The sequence below is a fragment of the Plantibacter sp. lyk4-40-MEA-4 genome, from assembly GCF_030209415.1.
Lineage (GTDB): Bacteria > Actinomycetota > Actinomycetes > Actinomycetales > Microbacteriaceae > Plantibacter > Plantibacter flavus_A.
The window spans coordinates 243,152-270,002 of record NZ_JARVSA010000004.1 but is presented as its reverse complement, the minus strand read 5'-3'; the positions used below and the strand labels follow the sequence as shown (position 1 = coordinate 270,002).

Genomic DNA, 26,851 nt, shown 5'->3' with positions numbered 1-26,851 from the left:
CCTGGTGGTCAGCGCGGTGCGCCGGCGTGAGATGTGCTCACCCGGCGTCAGCGCGGTGCGCTGACGCGAGGTCACCCGAACAGGCGTGGGCGCGGGGCGTGGACTCGAGCGCGGGTCTCCAGAGGGGCGCGCTCACGCGTGTGACCCTCGCTCACGTCAGCGCACCGCGCTGGCGCCACCACGACACACCACGACGACACGAGGGTCAGAAAGCGGGGCGACCGGTCGACTTCCGTACGATCAGCTCCGGCTCGATCGTGCCGCGGTAGCCGACGGCGTCGACCTCGAGGTTGCCGAGCAACCGCGCGACACAGCGACGCCCCAGCTCGTCGAAGTCCTGCCGCACCGTCGTGAGCGGCGGCCAGAAGTGGGGCGCTTCCGGGATGTCGTCGAACCCCACGATCGACACGTCGCGCGGCACGTCGTACCCCTCGTCGCGGATCGCGTGGATGAGGCCGAGCGCCATCTGGTCGTTCGACGAGAAGATCGCGGTGAAGTCGCGCACCCGCATGAGTTCGATCCCGGCGCGATAGCCGAAGTCGGCGGTCCAGTCACCGAGGATCGGCGCGGTCGTCGGCACGTCCTGCGCGCTCATCTCGGCGAGGAAGCCGTGCATGCGCGCCTCCGCCTCGATCCAGTCCTGCGGGCCGGCGAGATGGTAGATGTTCCGATGCCCGAGCTCGATGAGGTGCCGCGTCGCCAAGCGTCCACCGGCGACCTGGTCGACACCGATCGAGTGGTCGTCGAGGTCACCGCCGGACTGCACCGCGATGAACGGCACCCGTACCTGCAGCTCCTCGATCGCCCGGAACACCCGGACCTGCGGCGCGATGACCACGATGCCGTCGACCGACTGCGCGAGCAGATGCTCGACGGCGGCGACGATCGACGCGTCGGAGACGTCGGGCAGGTTCGCCGTGCTGACGAGGTACCCGGCGTCCTTGCTCGCGTTCTCGATCGCCTGGATCATGCTCGCCGGACCGTACTGCGACCGCTGGCTCGCGAGCACGCCGATCGTCCGCGACCGACTCGTCACGAGTGCCCTGGCGGCCCGGTTCGGACGGTAGTTGACCTCGTCCATGACGGCGAGGACCCGGTCGCGGGTGGAGTCGCGGATGCTCGGATGGTTGTTGAGCACCCGTGAGACCGTCTGGTGGGAGACCCCGGCCAGGCGCGCGACATCGCGGATATTGGGGGCTCGCCCCCGTTCGGCGTCGTCGCTCACGGATTCCTCGGACCTCGATGTGCACGGTCACATTTCGTGCTGCACCCATTATGCACACGCGTCAGGCCCCCCCCCCCCGACGGATCGGGTCCCCCAGGGCGCGTGGAGCCACGGAGGGGTCCGCGACGGTACCGTTGGGGGATGGATACCGAAAGCGTCGCCCGCGTCATCGAAGCCACCGACTTCTCGGGCGTCGTGCTCGTCAAGCGCGGTGACGAGACGCTCTTCGAGGCCGCCCGAGGCCTCGCCTCGAGGGAGCGCGACGAACCCATCACGCTCGACACCCGCTTCGACACGGCCTCCATCACGAAGCTCTTCACCGCCGCCGCCGTGCTCCAGCAGGTGGACGCCGGACACATCGACCTCGACGAGTCGATCCACGAGTACGTCGACCTCGACGGCACGACCATCCGCCGCGACGTCCAGCTGCTCCACCTGCTCACCCACACCTCCGGCATCGCCGACGACGCCGACGAGACGGCCGGCGAGAGCTACGACGACCTCTGGGCGGAGCGCCCGGCCTCGTCGATCCGCGAGACCGCCGACCTCCTGCCGCTCTTCGCCGACAAGGAGCCGCTCGCGGCCCCCGGCGAGGAGGCGAACTACGTCAACGCGGGCTACGTGCTGCTCGGGCTCGCGCTCGAGGGCGTGACGGGGCTGCCCTACCGCCAGCTCGTCGAGCAGCAGGTGTTCGCGCTCCTCGGCATGGACCACTCGGGCTTCGTGGACCGCCGGACGGGCGAGCCCGGTCTGGCCGAGGGCGGCGACGTCGACGACGACGGCGTCTGGCACTCGAACGCCGACGCGTTCCCGCCGCTCGGCGGCCCGGACGCCGGTGCGCAGTCCACCGCGGCCGACCTCATCACCTTCCTCCGCGCCGCCCGCGACGCGAAGATCCTCACCGCCGAGCTGACCGAGGAGTTCACCTCCCCGCAGGTCGAGGTCGACGAGGAGATCTCCTACGGCTTCGGTTTCGAGTTCGACGTCGACGAGGACGGCCAGGTGCGATCGATGTACCTCGACGGTGTCAACCCCGGTGCGAGCGGCATCGTGCGCACCTACTTCGGCCCGACCGCCGCCGACGCGATCGACGTCGTCGTGCTGTCGAACTCCGAGGACGGCGCCTGGGACGTCATCCGCGCGATCGACGCCGAACTCTAGGCGCCCACTGGGATCTGCCGGACACGTCCCCGGTTTCCGGCCATGCCGATCGGGGCGTACCTGCGCCCCCGGCACGTGCCTGCACGGGCACGCTGAGAGCGCGACCATGCCCCGACCGTCGCCGGTTATGAAAATGAGACCCATCCCGACTTGACATCAGGTGGAGGTCTGGGGCTATCGTGTGACACACAATGTGAACGGTCACATTCGGAGTGACGAGGAAGTCGACGTGGGAACGAAGCGCAATGGAGCGAGCAGGTCGGCGATGAGCCGCCTCCCGATCCACGGCACCGATCGATCCGACCACAGCTCCCTCTCGGCCCGGCTCTCCGCCGGCCACCTCTCCCTGCACCCTCGCCGGCACCACGACGAGGCGCCCGCACCCGCACCCGCGAACGCCACGTAACCGACGAGCGGCCTCGATGAGCTGGACACATCGGGGCCGACAGACCTGCGCATGACAATGACGTCCAAGCAACTCCCTAGGGAAGGAACCACACAGTGAAGAAGAGAATGCTCCTCGCCACGCTGGCCGCAGGCACGATGATCGTGTCGCTCGCCGGCTGCTCCGGCGGCGCAAGCGGCGGATCGGGCGGCGGCGAAGGCGACGGCAAGCTCGTCGGCGTCGCGATGCCCACCAAGAGCTCCGAGCGCTGGATCCAGGACGGCAACGCCGTCAAGGAGCAGCTGGAGAAGGAGGGCTTCAAGGTCGACCTGCAGTACGCCGAGGACGACATCCCGACCCAGGTCTCGCAGATCGAGAACATGATCACCAAGGGCGCCTCCGTCCTGATCATCGCCTCGATCGACGGCACCACGCTCACGAGCGTGCTGCAGGAGGCCAAGGACGGCGACATCCCCGTCATCGCCTACGACCGCCTGATCCGCGACAGCGAGAACGTCGACTACTACGCGTCGTTCGACAACTACAAGGTCGGCGTGCAGCAGGCCAACTCGGTCCTCAACGGCCTCGGCCTCGTCGACCTCGAGGGCAAGCCCACCGAGGGCGCACCCGCCGGTCCGTTCAACATCGAGATGTTCGCCGGCTCGCCCGACGACAACAACGCCACGTTCTTCTGGGACGGCGCTCAGGACACCCTGAAGCCGTTCATCGACGCGGGCACCCTCAAGGTCGCCAGCGGCCAGACCTCCTTCGAGCAGGCTGCAACGCTCCGTTGGGACGGTGAGACCGCGCAGAAGCGCATGGAGAACATCCTCACGTCGACCTACTCCGACGGCAGCAAGGTCAACGCGGTCCTGTCGCCCTACGACGGCATCTCGCGAGGCATCATCTCGGCGCTGACCGACGCCGGCTACTCGGTGGGCGACGGCTGGCCCGTCATCTCCGGCCAGGACGCCGAGCTCGACTCGGTCAAGGCCATCGAGTCCGGCGAGCAGTACGCGACCATCTTCAAGGACACCCGCCAGCTCGCTGCCGAGGCCGTCAAGATGGCCGTCGCCGTGCTGAACGGTGAGAAGCCCGAGGTCAACAACACCGAGGACTACGACAACGGCAAGAAGGTCGTCCCGTCCTTCCTCCTCGAGTCGCAGATCGTCGTCAAGGACAACATCAAGGAGGTCCTCGTGGACTCCGGGTACTGGACCGAAGACGAGATCAAGGGCTAGTCAGTCCTGTTCCTCCCCGCTCTCCGGGGTCGGCTCATCCCGACCCCGGAGGGCACCCCCGCTTCACCTCGCACTTCGACAGGCTCAGTGACCGGAGTCCGGCTCAGTGACCGGAGTCCGGCACCGTGACCGGAGTCCGGCACCGTGACCGGACCGACCCGGTCCCTGAGCCTGTCGAAGGGCGGGAGCGGACACCATCGCACCTCGACCACCTGTAAGGAGACACGGTGTCAGGCGAGACCACGAGCATCCTCGAGATGCGCAACATCATCAAGACCTTCCCCGGCGTCAAGGCCCTCTCGAACGTCACGCTCGATGTGCAGCGCGGTACCGTGCACGCCATCTGCGGTGAGAACGGCGCCGGCAAGTCGACGCTCATGAAGGTGTTGTCCGGCGTCTACCCGTTCGGCACCTACGAGGGCGACATCGTCTTCGAGGGCGAGACGATGGAGTTCAAGGACATCCGCGACTCGGAGTCCAAGGGCATCGTCATCATCCACCAGGAGCTGGCCCTCAGCCCCTACCTCTCCATCGCGGAGAACATCTTCCTCAACAACGAGCTGAAGGGGCCGCTCGGCCTCATCGACTGGAACCGCACCAACCAGGAGGCGGCAGCACTGCTCGCCCGGGTCGGCCTGCGGGAGAACCCGACGACCAAGATCCTCGAGATCGGTGTCGGCAAGCAGCAGCTCGTCGAGATCGCGAAGGCCCTCTCGAAGCGCGTCAAGCTCCTCATCCTCGACGAGCCGACCGCCGCATTGAACGACGAGGACTCCGACCACCTGCTCGACCTGATCCTGCACCTCAAGGAGCAGGGCATAACGTCGATCATCATCAGCCACAAGCTCAACGAGATCAAGAAGGTCGCCGACACCGTCACGGTCATCCGCGACGGCAAGACCATCGAGACGATCGTGAAGAACGACGTCACCGAAGAGCGCATCATCAAGGACATGGTCGGCCGCGACCTCGAGCACCGCTACCCGGACCACACGCCGAACATCGGCGAGGAGATCCTGCGCGTCGAGGACTGGACCGCCCACCACCCGCAGGACCCGACCCGCGTGATGGTGGACGCCGTCAACCTCAACGTCCGCGCCGGTGAGATCGTCGGCATCGCCGGCCTCATGGGCGCCGGCCGCACCGAGTTCGCGATGAGCCTGTTCGGTCAGTCGTACGGCAGCCGGATCAGCGGCAAGGTGTTCAAGAACGGCACCGAGATCCGCACGCGCACGGTGTCCGAGGCGATCGACAACGGCCTCGCCTACGCCACCGAGGACCGCAAGTACTACGGCCTCAACCTCATCGAGGACATCAAGCGGAACATCTCGATGGCCTCGCTGAAGAAGCTCGAACGCGGCGGACTCGTCAACGACAACGAGGAGTACAAGGTCGCCGAGGAGTACCGGAAGAGCATGAACATCAAGGCTCCGAACGTGCTCGCGAAGACCGGGAAGCTCTCGGGCGGCAACCAGCAGAAGGTCGTCCTCTCGAAGTGGATCTACTCCGACCCCGACGTCCTCATCCTCGATGAGCCCACCCGTGGCATCGACGTCGGCGCGAAGTACGAGATCTACACGATCATCAACCGCCTCGCCGCCGAGGGGAAGGGCGTCATCGTCATCTCCTCCGAGCTCCCCGAGCTCATCGGCATCTGCGACCGCATCTACGCCCTCAGCGAGGGCCGCATCACCGGCGAACTGCCGATCGAGGAAGCGAACCCCGAAGCGCTCCTCAAGCTCATGACCATGGAGAAGCCCCGCTGACGCGGGCGCGGACGGATCGAAGGAGAACCGCAATGTCCGATCTGGACACCAAACCCACCGTCCCGGCAGGCGACGGTACCGCCGCCGGCGGCCTCGTCAACCCGGCCACCAACCGCTTCACGAGCTGGCTGACCCACATCCTCAGCGACCTCGGCAAGAACGGCATCTTCATCGCCCTCCTGCTCGTCGTCGTGTTCTTCGCCGTCATCACCGACGGCATCCTGCTGCGGCCGCAGAACATCTCCAACCTGATCGTGCAGAACGGGTACATCCTCGTCCTCGCGATCGGCATGGTGATGGTCATCATCGCCGGCCACATCGACCTGTCGGTCGGTTCCGTCGCGGCCTTCGTCGGTGCGGTGTCCGGTGTGTTCGCCGTGCAGATGCAGATGCCGTGGTGGATCGCGGTCATCCTGTCGCTCGCCATCGGCGCGCTCGTCGGTGTCTGGCAGGGATTCTGGATCGCCTACGTCGGGATCCCGGCGTTCATCGTGACCCTCGCCGGCATGCTCATCTTCCGCGGCCTCGCGCTCGTGGTCCTCGGCAACGCCAACATCGGTTCCTTCCCGGCGGAGTACCGCGCGCTCGGCAACGGCTTCCTGAACGACGTGTTCGGTGACTTCCCGATCGACCCGCTCACGCTCGGGATCGGCGTCATCGCCGTCGTCGGCCTCGTCGTGCAGCAGGTCCGCACGCGCCTCGGCCGTCAGAAGTACGGCCAGGACACCGAGCCCTTCCCGTGGTTCGTCGCCAAGCTCGTCCTCATCATCGCGGGCATCGGCTTCTTCGTGTACTCGCTCGCGGCGTACAAGGGCATCCCGGTCACGCTCATCGTCCTGGCGGTCCTCGTGCTCGTCTACGGCATCGTCATGAACCGCTCGGTCTTCGGCCGCCACATCTACGCGATCGGCGGCAACCGTCACGCCGCGGAGCTGTCCGGCATCAAGACCCGCAAGGTCGACTTCTTCCTGTTCGTCAACATGGGCTTCCTCGCGGCGCTCGCGGGCCTCATCTTCACGGCCCGCCTGAACCTCGCCGGTCCGAAGGCCGGTGACGGCTTCGAGCTCGAGGCGATCTCCGCCGCCTTCATCGGTGGAGCCGCGGTGCAGGGTGGCGTCGGTACCATCGGCGGCGCGATCATCGGTGGTCTCATCATCGGTGTGCTGAACAACGGTATGTCGATCATCGGCCTCGGCATCGAGTGGCAGCAGGCCGTCAAGGGTCTCGTGCTGCTGCTGGCCGTCGCGTTCGACGTCTACAACAAGCGCCGCAGCGGCGGACGCTGATCCCGAGGTCCGCGACCGCGGAACCCGGATCGATCCGACGCATGGACATCCACCACGGAGGCGAGAGCACCGGCGACCTGGCCGGTGCCCTCGCCTCCGTGCGTGGTGGCGAGGCGACCGCCCCACCCGAGTCCTCGTCGGTCGTGCCGGCGCTCGCCGTCCTGCGGGACGGCACGCCGCTGCTGGAGGTGCCCTTCGGCACGGTGCACGCCGTGCTCGGCCCGGTCTCCGCGCTCCGGCGCCTGATCGCGCGGTTGTCCGGGACGGCTCCCGTCCCGCGCGGCGTGACCAGGTCGTCCGGTTCCGAGACGGTGCTCGTCGCCGGTCGACCGGCGCGGTTGTCGTCCCGGGCCGCGTCGAGCGCCTCCGGGGTGGCCGTCGTGACGGCCGGGCAGGCCATCAGCTGGTCGCAGACCATCGGCGAGAACGTGCTGCTCGGTTCCGAGCGTGCCGCGGGCCTGCGGGAGACGGTCATGCGGCTCCTCCGAGGACCGTCCGCCGACCGGACGTCCGTGGGGCGGAGCGATGCCGCGCGGATCCACCGCGCTCTGCGTGTCGTCGGGCTCGACCGGTCACCCGCGGACCCCGCCGGTACCCTGTCGGTCGTGGAGCGTCGGCTCGTGGAGCTGGCCAGGGCCGTCGCCGCGGAGGCGTCCCTCATCGTGGTCGACGACAGCGGACCCGCGCTTCGAGCGGACGAGGTCGAGCGCTGGCGGCAGGCGATGGTCGAGGTGGCCCGAGTTCCTCGAACCGCCGGCCCAGCACCCGGCGTCCTGCTCGCGACCGGGGCCGTCACCGGGCTGGCGGGCGTCGCATCGACCGCGACCGTGCTGGCCGTCGGCGGTGCGCACTCGCCCTCGATCCGACTGACTCCCGACAGCGGTGAACGCGAGGTGCTCGAAGCCTTGGCCGATGGTGCGCTCGCCCTCGACGCCGCAGGTCCGGCCGGGGCCCGCGCGTGGACATCGGGCACCGAGACGGTTCCCACGGATCGGGTGTCGGGCACCGGCCTCGCCGTCGAACACTGGACCGCGAGCCACCCGGCGGACCCCGAGCGGACCGTCGTCGACGACCTCTCCTTCGCCTGTGCACCGGGGGAGGTGCTCGGGCTGTTCGGTCCGCCCGACTCCGGTGCCGGGGAAGTGCTGCTGAGCGTCTTCGGTCGGTCGTACGGTGCGCGGACCCGCGGTACGGTCGCGCTCGACGGTGCGGCGGTCGACGTCTCGACGACGGACCTGGCGCGCGCCGCGGGGGTGCTCTACACGACCGAGCATCCGATCCGCTTCGACCTCTCCTTCCTCGGCGGAGTCCCGTCGAGTGTCTCCCCGGACGCCCTCACGAGGATGGTCAGGCTCGGTGTGGCCGACGCGCGCCGCGACTACCGGGCGACCACCGTGCCGAGCGGCCTGGTCGCCGCACTCCCCGGCGTGCACCGCGGGCCGGACGCCGACCAGTTCACCGAGTCGCTCCGGATCATCGCGGACACGGGGGCCCGCGCCGTGCTGCTCGCCGAACCGTTCGGTGCGACGGGCGCCCCCGGCTCCGAGGACGGACGCCGGCGGGCTGAGCGGTGCTCCCTGATCCGATCGCTCGCGGCGTCCGGCCGGGCGGTCGTCGTCTCGAGCGAGGACCCGGCGGCGCTCGCGGCCGTCTGCGACCGGGTCGTCGCCGTCCGCGCGGGCCGGATCGTGGGGACCGTCGGCGCTGCTGACGCGCCGGATCCCGAGCCGCTCGACGCACGCGCCGTCATCGAGACGATGGGCGGTCTCGCATGAGTCGAGATCGCGTCGTCCTGTGCATGGCCACGGCAATATACAACGTTGTACACTGGAGTGCGGCCCAGCCCTGATCCACCCGAACGAGCAGCCGCCCCCACCCGCTTCACCACAGCATCGCGAATTAACCGAGCACCAGATCGACGAAGGAGTCCCACCGGTGAACACCGAGCAGAACCCGGCCGCCAGCGCCCCCGAGCAGGCGACAGCCACGCACGCCGAGACCTACACGATCGGCGTCGACTTCGGCACGCTGTCCGGCCGAGCCGTCGTCGTGCGCGTGTCCGACGGCGCCGAACTCGGGTCGGCGGTGCTCGACTACCCGCACGCCGTGATGGACCGTGAGCTCGCCTCCACCGGCGCCGCGCTGCCGCCCGACTGGGCGCTGCAGGTGCCGGCCGACTACGTCGCCGTCATGCAGTCCGCCGTGCCGCGCGCCGTCGAGGCCGCCGGGATCGACCCCGACGCCGTCATCGGCATCGGCACCGACTTCACCGCCTGCACGATGGTCCCCGTCATCGCCGACGGGACGCCGCTCAACGAGCTGCCCGAATACGCCGACCGCCCGCACGCCTACGTGAAGCTGTGGAAGCACCACTCCGCGCAGCCGCAGGCGGACCGCATCAACGAGCTCGCCGCCGAGCGGGGCGAGTCCTGGCTGCCGCGATACGGCGGGCTCATCTCGAGCGAGTGGGAGTTCGCCAAGGGCCTCCAGCTCCTCGAGGAGGACCCCGAACTCTACGAGCGCATGGACCACTGGGTCGAGGCGGCCGACTGGATCATCTGGCAGCTCACCGGCACCTACGTCCGCAACGCCTGCACCGCCGGCTACAAGGGCATCTACCAGGACGGCGCCTACCCGAGCCACGAGTTCCTCGCGGCCCTCAACCCCGCCTTCGAGCGCTTCGCCGACGACAAGGTCGCGCACGAGATCGGTGAGCTGGGCGCCGCCGCCGGCACCCTCTCGGCCGAGGCCGCTGCGTGGACCGGTCTCCGCGAGGGCATCGCGGTCGCGGTCGGGAACGTCGACGCGCACGTCGCGGCACCCGCGGCGCAGGCCGTCTCGCCCGGCCAGATGGTCGCGATCATGGGCACCTCCACCTGCCACGTCATGAACGGCGACGTCCTCCGCGAGGTCCCGGGCATGTGCGGCGTCGTCGACGGCGGCATCATCGCCGGCCTCTACGGCTACGAGGCCGGGCAGTCCGGCGTCGGCGACATCTTCGCCTGGTACGTCGCGAACCAGGTCCCCGCCCGATACACCGAGGAGGCTGCGGCGCGCGGCGTCAGCATCCACGAACACCTCACCTCCCTCATCCAGGACCAGCCGGTCGGCGCGCACGGCCTCGTCGCCCTCGACTGGCACTCCGGCAACCGCTCGGTCCTCGTCGACCACGAGCTCTCGGGAACCGTCCTCGGCCTGACGCTCACCACCCGCACCGAGGAGGTGTACCGCGCATTGTTCGAGGCGACGGCCTTCGGCACCAGGAAGATCGTCGAGACGTTCAACGCCTCGGGCGTCCCCGTCACCGAGTTCATCGTCGCCGGCGGTCTGCAGCGGAACCCCTTCCTCATGCAGACCTACTCCGACATCCTCCGCCTGCCGATCTCGATCACCGCGAGCGACCAGGGGCCCGCGCTCGGCTCGGCCATCCACGCCGCCGTCGCCGCCGGAGCCTACCCGGACGTCCCCGCGGCCAGCGCCGCCATGGGCAAGGTGAACCGCGCCGTCTACACGCCGAACGAGGCGGCGGCCGATGCGTACGACCTGCTCTACGCGGAGTACGCGACGCTGCACGACTACTTCGGTCGTGGCGCCAACGACGTCATGAAGCGCCTGAAGCGCATCCGCCGAGCCGCCCTCGGTGGCGGCGTCGACGGCCTGCCGACCGACACCGAGACCACCGCCCTCGAAGGAGCCACCGCGTGAACACCTACTCGCCCGAGATCGAGGTCGCGATCGCGCGCGTCCGGTCCGACGTCGCCAAGCTGCACGGCGAGCTCGTCCGGTACGGGCTCGTCATCTGGACCGGCGGCAACGTCTCCGGTCGGGTGCCGGGAGCCGACCTCTTCGTCATCAAGCCCTCCGGCGTCGACTACGACGACCTCGCACCCGAGAACATGATCCTCTGCGACCTCGACGGCAACGTCATCCCGGGCACGCCCGGCGCTGAGCGGTCGCCGTCGAGCGACACCGCGGCGCACGCATACGTCTACCGGCATATGCCCGAGGTCGGTGGCGTCGTCCACACCCACTCCACCTACGCGGTGGCCTGGGCGGCACGCGCCGAGCCCATCCCGTGCGTCATCACGGCGATGGCCGACGAGTTCGGCGGAGAGGTCCCGATCGGTCCGTTCTCGATCATCGGCGACGACTCGATCGGACGCGGCATCGTCGAGACGCTGACCGGTCACCGGTCGCGCGCCGTACTCATGCAGAACCACGGGCCGTTCACGATCGGGAAGGACGCCCGCGACGCCGTGAAGGCCGCGGTCATGGTCGAGGACGTCGCCCGCACCGTGCACATCTCGCGTCAGCTCGGCGAGCCGAAGCCCATGCCGGTCGAAGCGATCGACGCCCTGTTCGACCGCTACCAGAACGTCTACGGCCAGGCGCCGCAGGGCGCGCTCTGACCAGAACGACCTCCGGTCCCCGCGCCGTTCCCGGTCCCTGAGCCTGTCGAAGGGCAGGGACCGCCGCACCGAACTCCGGTCCCTGAGCTTGTCGAAGGGCCCACCCACTCAGAAAGCAGACCCACCCATGCCGAAGCCCACCACCACGCTCGACCACTACACCGTCTGGTTCCTCACCGGCAGCCAGAACCTGTACGGCGAGGAGACCCTCCGTCAGGTCGCCGAGCAGTCCCAGGCCATCGCCGCCGAACTCGGCGCCGCCGCCGACGTCCCCGTGCGGATCGAGTGGAAGCCCGTCCTCAAGGACTCCGAATCGATCCGTCGCGCCATGCTCGACGCGAACGCCGACGACAGCGTCATCGGTCTCGTCACCTGGATGCACACCTTCAGCCCGGCCAAGATGTGGATCGCCGGCCTCGACGCGCTGCAGAAGCCGCTGCTGCACCTCCACACGCAGGCGAACGTCGAGCTGCCGTGGTCGGAGATCGACTTCGACTTCATGAACCTCAACCAGGCCGCACACGGCGACCGCGAGTTCGGGTACATCCAGACGCGTCTGGGCGTCGCCCGCAAGACGGTGGTCGGCCACGTCTCGGACCCGCGCGTCCAGCGTGAGGTCGGCACCTGGCAGCGCGCCGCCGCCGGTTGGGCGGCCACGCACGAGCTCAAGCTCGCACGCTTCGGCGACAACATGCGGTACGTCGCCGTCACCGAGGGCGACAAGACCGAGGCCGAGCTGCGCTTCGGGGTGCAGGTCAACACGTGGAGCGTCAACGAGCTGGCCGAGGCCGTGCACGCGTCGACGGACGCCGACATCGACGCGCTCGTCGCCGAGTACGAGGAGCTGTACGACGTCGTCCCCGAGCTGCGGAAGGGTGGCGAGCGGCACGAGTCGCTCCGCTACGGCGCCGCGATCGAGCTGGGCCTGCGCTCCTTCCTCGAGGCCGGCGACTTCGCCGCGTTCACGACGAGCTTCGAGGACCTCGGCGAGCTGCGTCAGCTGCCGGGCCTCGCCGTCCAGCGCCTCATGGCCGACGGCTACGGCTTCGGCGCGGAGGGCGACTGGAAGACCGCCGTCCTCGTGCGCGCCGCGTCCGTCATGGGCGCCGGCCTCCCCGGCGGCGCCTCGCTCATGGAGGACTACACGTACCACATGGAGCCCGGCAACGAGCTCATCCTCGGGGCGCACATGCTCGAGGTCAGCCCGACGCTCTCCGCGGCTCGTGCCACCCTCGAGGTGCACCCGCTCGGCATCGGCGGCAAGGAGGATCCGGTGCGCCTGGTCTTCACGGCCGACTCCGGCCCCGCCGTGGTCGTCGCGATGAGCGACATGCGCGACCGCTTCCGGCTGACGGCGAACGTCGTCGAGGTCGTCCAGCCCATCGAGGCCCTGCCGAAGCTGCCCGTCGGGCGCGCCGTGTGGAAGCCGGCTCCGGACTTCGCGACCTCGGCCGCTGCCTGGCTCACCGCCGGCGCCGCGCACCACACCGTCATGTCGACCGCGGTCGGAGTCGAGGTCTTCGCCGACTTCGCGGAGATCGCCAAGACCGAGCTCCTCGTGATCGACGAGTCGACCACCACGCGCGACTTCCAGCGCGAGGTCCGTTGGAACAACGCGTACTACCGCCTGGCCCAGGGGTTCTAGCCTCGGGACGATCCGCCCGAGACGGCCTCCTGGACACCAGCGGGAGGCCGTCTCGCGTCGTGCTGTCGTCGATCGTGCGGTGCGACGACGGCGCTTGCTAGCCTGGGGCGACGCGCCGGGGGTGGCGCACTGAACGACGGGGGTCGACCGATGACGGATGTGTTCACGCGGACGGAGCAGCACGAACCGGGCGACCAGGGGTCGGCCGAGCCGACGAGGCTCGGATGGAAGCTCGCGATCGGTGGGACCGTCCTCGTCGCCGGTGTCGGAGCGGTCCTCGCGATCGTCGCAGCGACGGGCGGGTTCACCGCCGCCGACCCGGCGGCCGCCGAGCGGGCGATGGAACGGTGCATCGCGGAGCGGGCGAGCAGCATCGTCGACGCCGGCGACCGTACCCCGACCGAGGCCGCCGCCGAGGGATGTGCGCTCGATGCCGAGTCGGACACCTTCCTCGACGAGTACGGCGACTGACCCGTACCCGTCCGGACGGGCTAGGGGAGGAGCCCGACGACGGCGCCGACAGCGAAGAGCGCCAGCGCGCTCCACATGAGGATGTCGTCGGTACTCATACGGAGCTTGAGGCGTCGGCCGCGAGTGCTGACGCGGCCGACCATCGCGTCGGGCGCCGGTGCGACCGTCTCGGTGCTCCGTCGGTCGCCCCGGGTCTCGCGCCACCGGGCCCAGCGCTCGACACGGTCGTCCACGGCGTCGACAGCGGCGGCGATGTCCTGCCAATCGTGGACCTTCGTCGTGACGAGGTCGTCGGTGGTCACGAGGAGGAGCCAGTCGTCGACGATCTCGACGTCGAAGCCGCGCACGTGGTCGAGGAGGCGCGCCATCACGTCGGGCGTGAACAGGTAGAGCGCGTCCGCCTCGTAGCCGATCGGGCAGTAGAGGTGGAAGTGTCGGTCGAAATCGCCCTCGAGCTCCAGTCGCTGAGTGCCCACCGGGGCGCTCGCGGCGCTCATGCCGCGGCGTCGGCCGTCCTGCGCGCGGAGCACCAGGTGCGGCAGGGCGATCGGTATCCGGAGCGCGCAGTAGCCGCCGAAGGGGGCCGCGAGGTTCTTCCGGTTTCCGGTGATCTCGTAATTCGTGATCTCGATGCCGCGCGGTTGGCGGCTTCGGAGGACGCGGTGAAGGTTCAGTGCACCGCGGTTCCGCCAGGGCATGTCGCGCGGCGCCGCAACGGGGCCGACCAGGTAGTCGAATCCGTTCGCCTCGGCGAAGGCGACGAGACGGAGGTGCGTGCGTCGCATGGTCCTGCGTGACCAGACCCTGACCGTCGTCCGGACGAGGATCACGGCGACGGTGACCATGGCCAGCGCGAGCGTTCCCAATCCGAAGGCGATTCGTGCAGCATCCGCGCCGTGTTGTGCGAGCGCCAGGACGCCGATCAGCGTGAAGAGCGGGATGCTCAGCAGTCCGCCCACCGTGCCGATCGTGGTCGTGATCCGGCGCGCCCGCCCGATGCGGTCGAGGGCGTCGGGCTGTTCGGCGACGAAGGCTCGCCATTGCTCTCGAACCTCGCGACGGGGAAGCGGGCGGGTGAGCGCACTCGTGTCGAGTGGTTCGGGGAGTGCCTGCACGTTCACCAGCCTAGTTCCGCGTCGGGGCGTGGCCCGATCAGGTGCGGCCCGCTCAGTCGGGGGCGTCCGTCGGGGCCTCGTAGCCGACCGGCAGCTCGGGGACGGTGCTCGTGCCAGTGTGGAACGCGGCGACCGCCAGAAGCGTCGGGTTCGGCGTTTCCTCGGGGTGGCCCGCCTCGTCGGTGACGTCGGGGACGAGCTCGATCGTCAGCCGGTCGGTCGTGACCGGTTCGAACACATGCACCCTCGAGACGCCGACGGAACCGGCTTCGACGAGCGTGCGGCCGTCCGCTGTCCGGACCTCGTGGCGGTCGACGAGCTGTCCGGCTGCGAGGTCCTCGTGTAGCCGGAGGTGATCGATGGTGACCTGCTCCGCGAACGTGACGGTGACCGTCGACCCGTCGGTGGTCAGCGTTCCCGGGATCGGCTGTGCGAAGCGTCGGTCGCGCTCCGCGGCCCAGGCGGTCACGCGTTCCACATCGGCGTCGGGGAGGAGCCCGCGGCTGTCTGGTGGGAGATTGAGGAGCAGGTTCGCTCCGAGCCCGACGGACCGGTAGAAGATCGCGAGCAGATGATCGACCGACTTCGGCTCGTCGTCCGGGTGCCAGAACCAGCCGCGGCGGATCGAGACGTCGCACTCGGGCGGCAGGTAGAGGGCCTCCTCGAACCGGCTGGTGACGACCGTGTAGTTGCTGAAGTCGGTGTGGTCGACGACGTACCGCACCGGGTCTTCGGCAAGACCGTTCTCGTTGCCCACCCAGCGGATCGTCGGGGCGCCCATGTTGAACACCATCGCCTGCGGCTGGAGTCGTTCGATGATGGCGGTGATGCCGGGCCAGTCGTAGGTGTACCCCTCGGACCCGGCGCCGTCGAACCACAGCTCGACGAGCTCGCCGTAGTTCGTGCACAGTTCGGTGAGCTGCCGGGCGTACACCTCGGCGTAGCGCGCCTCGTCGGCGTACTCGGGAGCGTGGCGATCCCACGGCGAGAGGTACAGCCCCAGTCCGAGGCCCGCCTCGCGACAGGCCGCTGCAAGCTCGGCCACGATGTCGCCGTGGCCGTCCCGCCACGGAGAGGATGCGACGCTGTAGTCGGTCGTCGCGGTCGGCCAGAGACAGAACCCGTCGTGATGCTTCGCGGTGAGGATGACGTATCGGGCGCCGATCGAGGCCGCCACGCGCACCCACTGCCGTACATCGAGGTCGCCTGGATCGAAGCTCGAGGCGGGCAGGGTGCCGTCGCTCCACTCCTTGCCGGCGAAGGTGTTGACGCCGAAGTGGAAGAACACGCCGAAGCCGTCCTGTTGCCAGCGCAACTGGCCCTCGGTCGGGACGGGACGGTGCTGGCGGTGGTGCGACTGGTGACTCACTTGACTCCTCCTGCTGCGACGCCTCGGTGGAACCATCGTTGCAGCACGATGAACACCACGAGGACCGGGACGACGGCGATGATGGATCCGGCCATCACGACCCTGGGGTCGAACCCGAACGACGACGCCGAGAGTCGTGCGAGTCCGAGCGAGACGGTGAACGACGACTCGCTCCGCAGGACGAGGAGCGGCCAGAGGAAGTCGTCCCATGCGGTGATGAAGGAGTTGACGACGACGACGAGCATCGCGCCGATGGACGACGGCAGGAAGAGGGCGGTGAACCGCTGCCACTCCGAGGCTCCGTCGAGGAAGGCGGCGTCCTCGATCTCGTCGGGCACCGCCGTGAACGCGGCCCGCATGATGAGGACGTTCATCGCGGAGACAGCACCGGGTAGCCATGCGCCGACGAGGGTGTCGAGCAGGCCGAGCTCCTGGGTCATGAGGAAGAGCGACACCATGATCGACTCGAAGGGCACGACCATCGACACGATCAGCACGGTGAAGGTGACCCGCCGGCCGTGCCAGCCGCGTCGGGAGAGCATGTAGCCGGCTGCGGTCGGCAGCACCACCTGGGAGGCGATGGTGAGCGCGCAGACGATCGCGCTGTTCGTCAGGTAGGCGTCCATGGGGATCTGCCGGAAGATCGTGACGTAGGCGTCGAGCGTCGGCGACTGGGGGAACAGGGTGGTGTCGCGCCCGAAGAGTGCTTCGCCTGAGCCCTTGAGCGACGACAGGAACTGCCACAGCAGCGGGCCGACGGAGATGAGCAGCACGAGGAGCAGGAGCGCGTACCGCACCGGTGTCGTCCTCGACCAGCGCCGACGCCGACGCCGACGCCGCAGGAGTGGTCGCGCGGGTGGCTGCCCGATGTGCGCGATCATGCGTCCCGCTCCCCGCCGAAGCGCTGAGCCAGCACGGCGAACACGGCGGTGAGCGTGAAGAGCGCCACGCTCGCGGCCGCGCCGTAGCCCGCGTTGCCGGAGAGCGGGTCGAGCGCTGCGTCGCGGATGAAGAACGGGAGTGTCCGCGCTTCGCCTCCCGGGCCACCGGTGGCGCCGCCGAGCAGGTAGACCTCGCTGAACACGCGGAGCGACCCGATGCCGGCGAGGAGCCCGACGAGGAGCATCGTGAGGCGGGTGCCCGGCACCGTGATGGTGAGGAACCGTCGTGTCGGGCCGGCGCCGTCGAGTTCCGCCGCCTCGTACAGCTCACGGGGGATGTTGGAGAGCGCCGCCAGGTAGAAGATCAGATACCACCCGAGCCCACGCCACACCGTGAGGGCGATGGCGCTGAGCAGGATGAGCGACCCCTCGGAGAGGAACGGCACCGCCTGCTGGATGAGACCGACCCGTTGGAGCACCGTGTTCACGGGCCCCTGTTCACCGAGGAGGTTCTGCCAGACCAGCCCGACCGCGACGACGGACGCCACGATCGGAGCCGCGTAGGCGGAGCGGAAGAACCCCATCCCGGGGAGCCGGGTGTGGACGAGCTGCGCGAGCAGCAACGGGAGGACGACCAGCAACGGGACGGCGATGACCGCGTACAGCACGCTGTTGCCCGTCGCGGACCAGAACGCGGGATCCTGCAGGATCGAGCGGTAGTTGTCGAGGCCGACGAAGGCTCCACCCATGCCGAGCGGGGAGGTGTCGGTGAACGACAGCGCGATGGTCCCGACGAAGGGCCCGACGCTCCAGATGGTGATCATGAGCAGCGCGGGTGCGCACCACAGCAGCGGCACCCAGGGCGGTCGGTAGCGCGCCGCCCCGTTGAGGTGGATCGCGGTCGTCATCGAGCATCGGCTCCGATGACCCGGTTGGCCGCGTCCTGGGCGGCCTGGAGCGCCTCACGCGGCGCCTTCCTCCCGGTGAGCGCCAGCTGGAGCTCGGCGTTGACCGCGTTCGCGACCGCGTCGCTCCACTGCACGATGGTGACGATCTCCGCTTCGTCGGCGAGCTCGACGGCGAGACGGTTCGCCTCGTCGATGGGTGCGGTGCCGGTGATGTCCGTGAGCTTCGGGATGCCGAGCGACTCGGTGGTGCTCGGGAAGTTCTGGATGCGCGGGTCGCTGATGAAGCGGTTCTGCTGCTCGGCGGCGAGGAGGAACCGCGCGAACGCGATGGCGGTGGCCGGGTTGGTGCTCGTGCTCGGGACACCGATGGTCTGCACCTCGGCGATCGCCGTGCCGCGGCGGTCGAGGAGGGACGAGACGCCCACGTGCTCGTACACGCCCGGGTTGCCCTCCTGCACGTATCGGAGCGAGGAGGCGTTCGGTGACCCCCAGACGGTCGCGCCCTGGGTGAACAGGGCGGTGGGCTCGTCGTCGGACGCGATCGAGTCCTTCGGGATGCCGCCGGCCAGCGCGAGTCGCGTCATGCGCTCGGTCCACTCCTGCACAGCCGGATCGTCGGCGAAGACGAACGCCGAACCGTCGTCGGCGATGACCTCGGCCTCCTGCAGCTGCCACTCGAGCGGGAGTCGCAGACCGAGACTCGCGGAGAAGGCACTGAACTCGCCGTTCGACCGTTCGGCGACCTGATCGGCCGCGTCGAAGAGTTCCTCGAAGGTGGTCGGCGGCTGTTCCGGGTCGAGCCCGGCGCGCTGCATGAGCTCGGTGTTGTACGTCTGGAGGCCGATGAGGCCCCAGTACCAGGGGAGTACGTAGTGGTGGTCGTCACCGGGGAGGACCAGGCTGTCCCACAGGCTCGGGATGAAGTCGGCGCCGATGCCCGGTGACGCGGCGTCGAGGTCGGCGAGGAAGCCCTGTTCGCGGAGCCCGCCGGCAGTGGCGAGCGGCATGTTCACGACGTCCGCCAGCGAGCACGCCTGCGCGTCCGCGACGAGCCGAGTGGCGAAGCTGCCGTCGCCAGGGTCGTCCTCCCAGATGACGGTCGTGCCGGGGTAGGCGGCCTCGAAGTCCTCGATGAGCTCGGTGAAGTACTCGGAGAACGAGGCCTTCAGCGCGGTGGTCTGGAAGGTGATCTCGCCGGACGGCGTCGCGTCGACCGGCGTGCCAGCGGCGAATTCGTCGGCGATCGTGCAGCGGCCGACACGCTCGCCCCCGGCGTCGCCCGTGCACGCGGAGAGCGCGACCAGCGTGGCGGCTGCAGCGGCGATCGACAGGGTTCGTTGGTGCTTCATGGGGGCTCTCCTCGTCCGCGGACGGGTTCGTCAGCCGTCCTTGCATATCGAGGATAGGCATGAGATATGTGATATGCAAGCCCTGTGTACAAAAGCCTCATGAGGGCTGTTTGTGGAGTGCACTCAGCCGTCCAGTCGACGGAACCGCACGGTCGTGGCCGGATATCGGTGGCCCATGGCCGGGAATCCCTCGGCAGGGTTCGCGGCACCCGTCAGAATGAGGGCATGACCGAACAACGCGCCGTCCTCGATGCCACCGTCAGCTTCCTGAACGGCGGCGGTCTCGCCGTCGAGGACTTCCGCCTCGACCTGCCGCCCGCCGTCGCGCAGGCGAAGGGGAAGGCGCAGCAGCAGGAGGTCGGTCGGCTGCTCGTCACGCACCTCGGTCTCGCGATGGTCGGCGAGATCCGCATCACCAAGCTGGAGATCGTGCGCGAGCAGCACAAGGGCTCCCGCGGGATCCTGGCGGCGGCTGCGGCGGCCGGGCTCGAGATCCCCGACACCACAGCGGCTGCGGACGCCGTGCGCCCCCGTCCGGAGGGCGCGCTCGTCGAACTCAGCCACCCGATCCGTGCCGGCCTCCGCACCTACCCGGGGTTGCCGGAGCCCGTGATCCGTCCGTTTCTCACCCGTGAGGACTCTCGCCCGAAGTACGCCGAGGGCACCGAGTTCGCGATGGACATCATCGAGATGGTCGGCAACACCGGCACCTACCTCGACAGCCCGTACCACCGCTACGCCGGCGGCGGCGACCTCGCGAGCCTGCCGCTCGAGCAGCTCGTCGACCTCCCGGCCGAGGTGTTCCACCTCCAGGACTCGACGGAACGCGGCATCGGCGCGAACGTCTTCCTCGACCGCGAGCTGCGCGGGACCGCCGTCCTCCTGCACACCGGGTGGGACCGCCACTTCGCGACCGAGGCGTACACGAAGGACGCTCCCTACCTCGCCGAGGACGGGGTGCGGTACCTCGTCGAGCAGGGCGTGGTGCTGGTCGGCATCGACTCCATCAACATCGACGACACCGAGCCGGGATCCGGTGGCGCACGTCCCGCCCACTCGCTGCTCCTCGAAGCCGGGATCCAGGTGGTCGAGCACCTCACCGGCCTCGAGCAGCTCCCCGCGAGCGGCGCCGCCTTCACCGCGACGCCACCGCTCGTCGAGGACTTCGCGACCTTCCCCGTCCGCGCCTTCGCGCGACTGCCCTAGGCGCGGTCCGAAGACCGTCCTCGCGGTGCCGTCGGCGCGCTGAGGACGGTCCCGATCACTCCTCGATCTCGGCCCGGAGCAGTGCCGCATCGGTGTGCTGCTCCAATCGCTCGTACGCGTCCGCGAGCTCGGCCGTGACCGTCGTCCAGTCGGGCGAGCCTGCAGGGAGGCGTCCGCGAGCCGAACGGAACAGGTCGACGGCACCGGCGTGGTCGTCGACGGCGACCCGGGACCTCGCCGCGAACACCTCGGCCACCGCCGCCCCGTTCTCGTCACCGGCGGCCACGAACCCCGCAGCGGCGAGCCGAGCCGTCGCCGTCGCTTCGTCGGCGCGTCCGAGCGCTCCGAGCGAGCGGGCCTCCGAATCGGTGATGTCGGCCACGAGCCACGCCGCCTCGTGCGCCGAGGCGATGTCACGAGCCTCCGAGTAGAGCGGCAGCCCGGTGTCGTCGCCGAAGGCCGCCCGTGCGCTCGCCGCGCGCTGGAGCGCCTGGATGAGGAGCTGCGGGTCGCCCAGGCGCCGAGCGGCGGCGAGTGCCTGGTCGATGACCTCGATCGCGTCGTCGTCCTCGAACTGGATGAGGAGCGTGCTCAACCCGAAGCCGGTGCGGATGACCACTTGGTCGTTCCCGACGGACGCGGCGTCGTCGATCGCGGCGCGCCACACGCCGTACGCCATGCCGTGTTCACCGATCATGCGCGCGGCCTCACCCATGTTGGCGAGCAGATCCGCGAGCTCACCCGGCGCGGCGTGCTCACGCTTCGCTTGGTAGACCTCGTCGTAGTGCTCGAGCGCCGTGGCGGCATCGCCCGCGAACTGGAGGTACCGCGCGAGTTGGAGCGTCAGCGAGTCGAGGTCGGCGTACTCCGCCCGCTTCGCGTGGGTGATCGCGAGCTGCATGCGAGCCGCGGCCTCGCGATCGCGGTCGGCGTCGCTCAGGAGGGCTGCGGAGAGGGTGCACGCCTGGATGATGCCGAGCCGGTTGCCGAGGAGGGTCTGGAGCGCGACGAGCTCGTCGGCGAGCGCGACCCCCTCGGCGAAGGCCCCTGCCCCGCCGAGCATCCGGGTGCGGAGCGTCAATGCCGGGAGGCGGACCGACGCCCGCTGCCCGGGCTCGAGGAGCGGGTCGAGGAGCTCTGCCGCCTCCTCGATCCGGCCGGTCACGGCGAAGAGGTGCGCGTGCAGGAGGCGGGCCGGCGGGCCTGCCTCGCCCGGATCGTCGACCGCGGCGGCGAGCACGGCCTCACCCGCGAGCCGGTCGGCGATCCCCATGAACCGTTCCGCGGACTCCTGCTCGGTCTGCGCTCCCGCGAGCTCGAACGCATGGCGCGCCGTGACGACGAGCGTGTGGATGAGCCGGTCCGCGTCGACGGGGACGAGACGGGCGTCGTCCAGCTCGGCGAGCAGGAGGGTGAGCCGGTCCTCGGTCGCCGTGCCGAGCAGGGCCACGCCGAAGCGGGCCTCGACGTCGGCGACCTCGATGCGTCCTGCTGCACGGAGCGCCGTACCGCGGTCGGTCCAGGCCGCCCCAGCGCGATCGTCGTCACCCTCGATGACCGCAGCCTGCGCGATCGCGCCCAGGAGTCCGGCGCGGAGGTTCTCGTCGGGATCCGCGTCGTCCGCCAGGAGCGCGAGGCCCTGCTCCGCGGCGACGATCGCAGCCCACGGATCGGCGCTCTGCAGGAGCGCGGAGGTCCGTTCACGCCACTCGGCGGCCGTGGTCGCCGGCTCCGGCTCGGCGACGGGGGCTGCGAACCCCTCGACCGACAGCGGGAGGTCCCAGTGCTCCGTCGCGAGTGCGCGCGCGGCCTCGAGTCGCTCGGTACGGAAGCCGTTGCCGTTGCGTTCGTCGAAGGCACGGGTCAGGTGCTCGGCGGCCGCCCAGGCGCGAGCCGCGACCGCGGTGACGGTCCAGTCGGCGGCGTCGGTCGACTCGGTGCCGAGGTACCGGGCGAGGTCGGGGGCGTCGGCACCGCGGACGGGCAGATCACCGTGACCGGCTCGGGCGACGGCGTCCAGGAGGACGCCGACCGCGATGAGCCCGTCGGCGTGCCCGGACAGGTTGATGGGGTCGTTGACGAGGGTCGGCAGGTGGCGTTCGAGCATCGCCAGGCCGCGCGCCTCGTTGCCCGTGACGGCGCAGAACACGAGGTGGTCGGCGATGATGCCGAATCCGTCGGCGTTGGAACGGGCGACCCGGTAGCTGCGCTGGTGCGCCGCCTTGGCGTCGTCGAACCGGCCGGCGCGGAGGTAGGGGAGGAGCGCCTGTGCCTCGCTCGTCTCCGGTTCCTCACCACAGCTCATGCGGTTCTCGAACATCTCGTCGTAGATCCGGATCGCGTCGTCGTCGTGCCCGCGGAGCTGGTGGAACCAGGCGTCCTCGTTCCGCACGCACGCTTCGCAGTGGCTGTACTGGTCGTCCTCGATGGTCGAGCGGCGTTCCAGGAATGCGGCGGCCTCGTCGAGGCGACCGGTCACCGTCGCGATGTGGAACTGCGACTGCACCACGCCGCTCATCGTGGCGCCCGCTGCCGCGTACCGCGCGCGCATGTCCTCGTGCATGGCCTCGATCTGCGCGAGCGAGAAGGTCGGGTTCGTCGACAACCGGCCGGCCATCCACTTGTACTGGAACAGCAGATCGCAGCCGTCGACCGTGATCGGGAAGCGCTCCGGGTCTGCGTCGTGCTTGCCGACGCACCAGCCGAAGGAGCTGAACATGGCGTCGGTGTCGCCCGTCATGTGCGCCGACTGGGTCAACCGCATGCGGGTGGCGTACGCGGCCTCCTCGTCGCCGGCGGCCTCGGCTCGCCGGAGCGCCTCGTCGAGCAGGGCTCGCTCGGCGGGACCACACGGCAGGGTGTCGGCCTCCTCGAGGAGGTCCTGGACGCTCGCGTCGGGATCGATGTCGTTCACGGGGGTGGCGGTGGTGTCGGTCATCGGAGTTCCTTGTCGTCGAGACCGACACTGAGGCCGATCAGGTCGGTCATGGCTGCGTCGAGCATGCGGCGGTCGCGCGCTTCGAGGGGGCGGTGCCCGGCGAGGAGCGCCTGGACGTAGAGCAGTTGGATGCTGCGCTCGAACACGAGGTCGTCGTCGAGGGTCGCCAGGCGGCGGACGAGCGCCGCGTTCCAGTTGAGGCAGAGCCGGGCGGCGGTGTCGGCCTCAGCACCTCCCGGGCCGGCGTCGGCGAGGAAGGAGTCGACGGCCCCGACGACCTGCGACCAGATACCCGGTGCGACCGAGGCGGCCCGGTGCCGCTCGAGCCGGCGGAGCACGGACGGGTCGGCGACGTACAGCGCGGCGAGGTCGTCCGGCCGGTACCGGCGGACCGAGACGCGGCACTCCACCTCGGCGAGCACACGACTGGCGCGGTCCTCGAGTGCCGTCGTCGCGGCGAGGTCGTCCAAATGGGGCGGCTCGAGGTTGTCGAGCTCGTCGGCCACCGTCACCCGTTCGACCCGCACGCCGTCGATCAGGTGGGGCAGCCGCTCCAGGATCTCCTGGTCGTACACGTACCCGCCGTTGACGATCGGAGAGGCCGGATCGACGACCGCGGCGATCTGACGGAACTCGTCGCGGGATGCCGTGTACCGGATGACGCCGGTCTGCGACAGATGTTCCTCGATCGTCATCGTGCCGGCGGAGGTCTCGATGGGGAGCCACCGGACGACGGCACTCGCGAGGTCGTCGTCGTGAGCGGCGATCGCCTTGATGCCGAGCTGGTGGACGCCGATGAACTCCTGGAGTCGGTGCGGCCGCTGGCGAGCGAGGTCGAGGATCCACCGTCGCAGGGTTGCTCCGATGGCCTCGCGGGTGAACTCCAACGCGTCGTCCTGCACGAGCTGCTCGCGCGACGCCGTCGGGCGGAGCCCCGTCGTGTCGACGATGCAGCGGACGAAGAACGCCCACTCGGGCAGCAGGTCGTCGATCTGTTCGCTCAGCAGCATGCCGCCGAGGTAGACGCGGCTCGCCTGCCGGGCGCCCGGCGGAGGCGGTGAGGGGAGGACGAAGGCGGTGCCCCGGGTGCCGGTGCCGGGCACCACGATCTCGACGGCGTCGAACGGGCGCGTCCCGAGGAGGTCCTCCCCGAACGCCAGGAGCGCTTCGCGAGTCGTCGCCTCAGCCGTCCGGAACACCGGGTCGACGTTGATGCGCACCGGGTGGTCGGGGGCGGAGGGATCGACCACCTCGACATCGAGGTCGAGGAAGCGTCCGAACGTCGTGGCGAGGCCGAGCACCGAACCGTGCCCGAGCAGACTGCCGTCGTGCATCGGACCGTCGATGCGTGGATCGAGGACGACCTCGGAGCCGATCGGCATGGCGGCGGTCGCGGCGTCGTCGAGTTCTCGGATCGTGAACGTACCGTCGGCATCGCCGATCCACTCGATGGCCGGACCGCCACGAGCCGAGCGGCTGCGGACGGTGATGGTGTCGGCCACCATGAAGCAGCTCAGCAGACCGATGCCGAACCGGCCGAGGTAGTCGCCGCGCTGGAGTTCGTCGAGGTCGCCGCGCTTGGAGCTGCGGCCGACCGTCGCCAGGAGTTCTGCGGCCTCGTCGCGGGTGAGCCCGACACCGTCGTCGCGGAATCGGAACGGCGAGCCCGCCTCCGAGCCGGACGGTGGCACGTGCGGGGTGATGAGGAGTCTGCCGGGAGGCGCCGTCGGGTCGTCGGCGCGACGGGCTGCGACGGCGTCGCGTCCGTTCTGCAGGAGCTCGCGGAGGTAGACGCGCGGTCCCGAGTAGATGTGGCGGCTCAGGAGGTCGACGACTCCGCGGAGGTCGACCTGGAACGGCAGCGGGGCTCGGGAGTGGTCTGGCATGGCTCTCTTCCGTCGGCGGCTGCGGGGCCTGCATCGGGCGTCTGTGCGGGGTGGATCGGGCTTCAGGCAGACGGACCGCGACCGGTTCGTCTGCAGCCGGATCAGCCTAGCGAACGTCGTGAAACGGATGCTGGGCGGTCGCCTGGGAGTCGGTGAGACGACCCTGCTCCCCAGGGCCTGTGGAGCGAGGTCGACGCCGATCGGTCGTCCTGGGGTGTCGCGAAAACGCGTCCCCGGCTGCTAGCCTTGACGCCGATTCTCGAATCGATTCGACATCGATTCGGACCACCCCTCTCACCCCCCCCGCACCTCGCTAGGAATCCGTTCACCAGTGCACACCGCAGGAATCACCGTCGTCCACCCCGGCGACTCGCTCTCGGGCAGGCAGCGCCTCGTCTACATCCTCGTGCTCGGCGCGCTCACCGCACTCGGGCCGTTCACCATCGACCTCTACCTGCCGGCGTTCCCGATCCTCGAACAGGACCTCGACGTCCCGGTCAGCCTCATCCAGCTCACCCTCACCGGGACCACGATCGGCTTCGCGGTGGGCCAGCTCTTCATGGGGCCCTGGAGCGACAAGGTCGGCAGGCGTCTCCCGCTCATCCTCGCGACGAGCATCCACATCGCGGCCTCGGTCGGCGCCGCGTTCGCGCCCGACATCGGATGGCTCATGGTGTTCCGCGTGCTGCAGGGCGCCGGTGCGGCGGCCGGTGGTGTGGTCGCGATGGCGATGGTCCGCGACCTCTTCGGCGGGAAGCCGCTCGTGCGGATGCTGTCGCGACTCGCACTCGTGAACGGGCTCGCGCCGATCGCCGCCCCCGTCATCGGGTCGCAGCTCCTCCTCGTCCTCGACTGGCGCGGCCTCTTCGTGTTCCTGGCCGCCTACGGACTGTTCGTCGTCATCGCGGTGTCGCTCTGGATCGTCGAGACCCTGCCTCCGGCGCGGCGTCGCGACGCCGGACACAGCACCGTCCGCGACCGCTACCGCTCGGTGTTCAGCGACCGCGTGTTCGTCGGTGTCGCCCTCATCGGCGGCATGAGCTTCTCGGGCCTGTTCGCCTACCTCTCGAGCTCGTCGTTCCTCTTCCAGGAGGTCTACGACTTCGACGCGCAGGAGTACGGTCTCCTGTTCGCGGTGAACTCGCTCGGCATCGTCGCCGGGGTGCAGATCTCGTCGCGCCTCATGCGCTGGTACGGGCCGCAGTGGATCCTCGCGTGCACGACCATCGTGCAGCTCATCTCGGCGGTCACGATCGTCGCGCTGACGATGGCGGATGTCGGGCTGTTCGGTGTGCTGGTGCCGCTGTTCTTCTTCATCCTGTCGTGCGGCTTCGGCTTCCCGGCGGTGCAGGTGCTCGCACTCGCGAACCACGGGCACGAGGCCGGGACGGCGGCGTCGCTCCTCGGGGCGCTCAACTTCGGTCTCGCGGGGCTCATCTCGCCGATCGTCGGTGTGCTCGGGATCGGTACCGCGATCCCCATGGGTGCCGTGATGGCCGCGACCTCGGTCGTGTCGGTGTGTGCGCTCTGGTTCATCGTGCAGCCGAAGAAGGTCCCGGCCCTCGCCGGCTGACCTGGTGGGCTGCGCCAGCGCGGTGCGCTGACGTGAG

Annotated in this window: 20 protein-coding genes; 12 read left to right on the top strand and 8 right to left on the bottom strand. The window is 69.7% G+C overall.

The window, feature by feature from the left end; all coding sequences use genetic code 11:
• Positions 1–205: 205 nt before the first annotated feature.
• Positions 206–1,225 (bottom strand): LacI family DNA-binding transcriptional regulator, encoded by a 1,020-nt coding sequence (locus tag QRN44_RS09335; protein WP_064294998.1) that lies wholly within the window; start codon positions 1,223–1,225, stop codon positions 206–208.
• Positions 1,226–1,366: 141 nt separating this feature from the next.
• On the opposite strand from QRN44_RS09335, the gene QRN44_RS09330 reads away from it, so the two are divergent.
• The 10 genes from QRN44_RS09330 (at position 1,367) to QRN44_RS09285 (ending at position 13,589) form a co-directional block, all read left to right on the top strand.
• Complete coding sequence (locus QRN44_RS09330; protein ID WP_121293787.1) at positions 1,367–2,386, top strand: serine hydrolase domain-containing protein; 1,020 nt, start codon at positions 1,367–1,369, stop codon at positions 2,384–2,386.
• Positions 2,387–2,651: 265 nt separating this feature from the next.
• Positions 2,652–2,792 carry a hypothetical protein gene (locus QRN44_RS09325; protein ID WP_153303513.1) on the top strand — a complete coding sequence of 47 codons (141 nt, stop codon included), beginning with the start codon at positions 2,652–2,654 and terminating at the stop codon, positions 2,790–2,792.
• A 107-nt stretch (positions 2,793–2,899) separates the two neighbouring features.
• The gene (gene chvE / locus QRN44_RS09320) at positions 2,900–4,012 is read left to right on the top strand and encodes a multiple monosaccharide ABC transporter substrate-binding protein (protein WP_079003210.1); all 1,113 of its coding nucleotides are present in this window, start codon (positions 2,900–2,902) and stop codon (positions 4,010–4,012) included.
• A gap of 257 nt (positions 4,013–4,269) precedes the next feature.
• Entirely contained in the window at positions 4,270–5,778 is a 1,509-nt protein-coding gene (gene mmsA / locus QRN44_RS09315; protein WP_064295024.1) for a multiple monosaccharide ABC transporter ATP-binding protein, read from the top strand.
• Positions 5,779–5,810: 32 nt separating this feature from the next.
• Positions 5,811–7,064, top strand: a complete 1,254-nt coding sequence (mmsB, locus tag QRN44_RS09310) for a multiple monosaccharide ABC transporter permease (protein ID WP_175117388.1) — start codon at positions 5,811–5,813, stop codon at positions 7,062–7,064.
• A 41-nt stretch (positions 7,065–7,105) separates the two neighbouring features.
• Positions 7,106–8,839, top strand: coding sequence for a sugar ABC transporter ATP-binding protein (locus QRN44_RS09305; protein WP_285038973.1), 1,734 nt, complete (start codon positions 7,106–7,108; stop codon positions 8,837–8,839).
• 232 nt (positions 8,840–9,071) lie between these two features.
• Entirely contained in the window at positions 9,072–10,769 is a 1,698-nt protein-coding gene (gene araB, locus QRN44_RS09300; RefSeq protein WP_502928638.1) for a ribulokinase, read from the top strand.
• Entirely contained in the window at positions 10,766–11,473 is a 708-nt protein-coding gene (locus QRN44_RS09295) for an L-ribulose-5-phosphate 4-epimerase (RefSeq protein ID WP_121293793.1), read from the top strand. Before araB ends, QRN44_RS09295 begins: the two co-directional genes overlap by 4 nt.
• Positions 11,474–11,600: 127 nt before the next feature.
• Entirely contained in the window at positions 11,601–13,118 is a 1,518-nt protein-coding gene (gene araA, locus QRN44_RS09290) for an L-arabinose isomerase (RefSeq protein ID WP_285038971.1), read from the top strand.
• A 150-nt stretch (positions 13,119–13,268) separates the two neighbouring features.
• A complete protein-coding gene (locus QRN44_RS09285; RefSeq protein WP_121293795.1) occupies positions 13,269–13,589 on the top strand; it encodes a hypothetical protein in 321 nt (106 codons plus the stop codon).
• A 20-nt stretch (positions 13,590–13,609) separates the two neighbouring features.
• On the opposite strand, the gene QRN44_RS09280 is transcribed toward QRN44_RS09285, so the two are convergent.
• Genes QRN44_RS09280 through QRN44_RS09260 form a run of 5 tightly spaced genes read right to left on the bottom strand, consistent with a single transcriptional unit; the run spans position 13,610 to position 19,211 of the window.
• Positions 13,610–14,704: a hypothetical protein gene (locus QRN44_RS09280; RefSeq protein WP_285038970.1), complete on the bottom strand. Its 1,095-nt coding sequence runs from the start codon at positions 14,702–14,704 to the stop codon at positions 13,610–13,612.
• Between the two features lie 52 nt (positions 14,705–14,756).
• Positions 14,757–16,073 carry an alpha-L-fucosidase gene (locus QRN44_RS09275; protein ID WP_285038969.1) on the bottom strand — a complete coding sequence of 439 codons (1,317 nt, stop codon included), beginning with the start codon at positions 16,071–16,073 and terminating at the stop codon, positions 14,757–14,759.
• Positions 16,070–16,954: a carbohydrate ABC transporter permease gene (locus tag QRN44_RS09270; protein WP_285038968.1), complete on the bottom strand. Its 885-nt coding sequence runs from the start codon at positions 16,952–16,954 to the stop codon at positions 16,070–16,072. Before QRN44_RS09270 ends, QRN44_RS09275 begins: the two co-directional genes overlap by 4 nt.
• A complete protein-coding gene (locus tag QRN44_RS09265; RefSeq protein WP_285038967.1) occupies positions 16,951–17,862 on the bottom strand; it encodes a carbohydrate ABC transporter permease in 912 nt (303 codons plus the stop codon). The genes QRN44_RS09270 and QRN44_RS09265 overlap by 4 nt, the downstream gene beginning before the upstream one ends.
• Positions 17,859–19,211 carry an extracellular solute-binding protein gene (locus QRN44_RS09260; RefSeq protein ID WP_285038966.1) on the bottom strand — a complete coding sequence of 451 codons (1,353 nt, stop codon included), beginning with the start codon at positions 19,209–19,211 and terminating at the stop codon, positions 17,859–17,861. The genes QRN44_RS09265 and QRN44_RS09260 overlap by 4 nt, the downstream gene beginning before the upstream one ends.
• 225 nt (positions 19,212–19,436) lie before the next feature.
• On the opposite strand from QRN44_RS09260, the gene QRN44_RS09255 reads away from it, so the two are divergent.
• Positions 19,437–20,417 (top strand): cyclase family protein, encoded by a 981-nt coding sequence (locus tag QRN44_RS09255; protein ID WP_285038965.1) that lies wholly within the window; start codon positions 19,437–19,439, stop codon positions 20,415–20,417.
• 55 nt (positions 20,418–20,472) lie between these two features.
• On the opposite strand, the gene QRN44_RS09250 is transcribed toward QRN44_RS09255, so the two are convergent.
• Both QRN44_RS09250 and QRN44_RS09245 read right to left on the bottom strand, forming a co-directional pair.
• The gene (locus QRN44_RS09250; protein ID WP_285038964.1) at positions 20,473–23,355 is read right to left on the bottom strand and encodes a hypothetical protein; all 2,883 of its coding nucleotides are present in this window, start codon (positions 23,353–23,355) and stop codon (positions 20,473–20,475) included.
• Entirely contained in the window at positions 23,352–25,241 is a 1,890-nt protein-coding gene (locus tag QRN44_RS09245) for an HSP90 family protein (RefSeq protein WP_285038963.1), read from the bottom strand. Before QRN44_RS09245 ends, QRN44_RS09250 begins: the two co-directional genes overlap by 4 nt.
• Before the next feature lie 331 nt (positions 25,242–25,572).
• Here QRN44_RS09245 and QRN44_RS09240 point away from each other — a divergent pair, with 331 nt between their 5' ends.
• Positions 25,573–26,814 (top strand): multidrug effflux MFS transporter, encoded by a 1,242-nt coding sequence (locus QRN44_RS09240; RefSeq protein WP_231884319.1) that lies wholly within the window; start codon positions 25,573–25,575, stop codon positions 26,812–26,814.
• Positions 26,815–26,851: the final 37 nt, after the last annotated feature.

Excerpts from the sequence above, each read along its gene's own strand:
- QRN44_RS09330 (WP_121293787.1), top strand. The coding sequence starts at position 1,367 with ATGGATACCGAAAGCGTCGCCCGCGTCATCGAAGCCACCGACTTCTCG.
- QRN44_RS09325 (WP_153303513.1), top strand. The coding sequence starts at position 2,652 with ATGAGCCGCCTCCCGATCCACGGCACCGATCGATCCGACCACAGCTCC.
- chvE (WP_079003210.1), top strand. The coding sequence starts at position 2,900 with ATGCTCCTCGCCACGCTGGCCGCAGGCACGATGATCGTGTCGCTCGCC.
- mmsA (WP_064295024.1), top strand. The coding sequence starts at position 4,270 with ATGCGCAACATCATCAAGACCTTCCCCGGCGTCAAGGCCCTCTCGAAC.
- mmsB (WP_175117388.1), top strand. The coding sequence starts at position 5,811 with ATGTCCGATCTGGACACCAAACCCACCGTCCCGGCAGGCGACGGTACC.
- QRN44_RS09305 (WP_285038973.1), top strand. The coding sequence starts at position 7,106 with ATGGACATCCACCACGGAGGCGAGAGCACCGGCGACCTGGCCGGTGCC.
- araA (WP_285038971.1), top strand. The coding sequence starts at position 11,601 with ATGCCGAAGCCCACCACCACGCTCGACCACTACACCGTCTGGTTCCTC.
- QRN44_RS09285 (WP_121293795.1), top strand. The coding sequence starts at position 13,269 with ATGACGGATGTGTTCACGCGGACGGAGCAGCACGAACCGGGCGACCAG.
- QRN44_RS09270 (WP_285038968.1), bottom strand. The coding sequence starts at position 16,954 with ATGATCGCGCACATCGGGCAGCCACCCGCGCGACCACTCCTGCGGCGT.
- QRN44_RS09265 (WP_285038967.1), bottom strand. The coding sequence starts at position 17,862 with ATGACGACCGCGATCCACCTCAACGGGGCGGCGCGCTACCGACCGCCC.
- QRN44_RS09260 (WP_285038966.1), bottom strand. The coding sequence starts at position 19,211 with ATGAAGCACCAACGAACCCTGTCGATCGCCGCTGCAGCCGCCACGCTG.
- QRN44_RS09255 (WP_285038965.1), top strand. The coding sequence starts at position 19,437 with ATGACCGAACAACGCGCCGTCCTCGATGCCACCGTCAGCTTCCTGAAC.
- QRN44_RS09250 (WP_285038964.1), bottom strand. The coding sequence starts at position 23,355 with ATGACCGACACCACCGCCACCCCCGTGAACGACATCGATCCCGACGCG.
- QRN44_RS09245 (WP_285038963.1), bottom strand. The coding sequence starts at position 25,241 with ATGCCAGACCACTCCCGAGCCCCGCTGCCGTTCCAGGTCGACCTCCGC.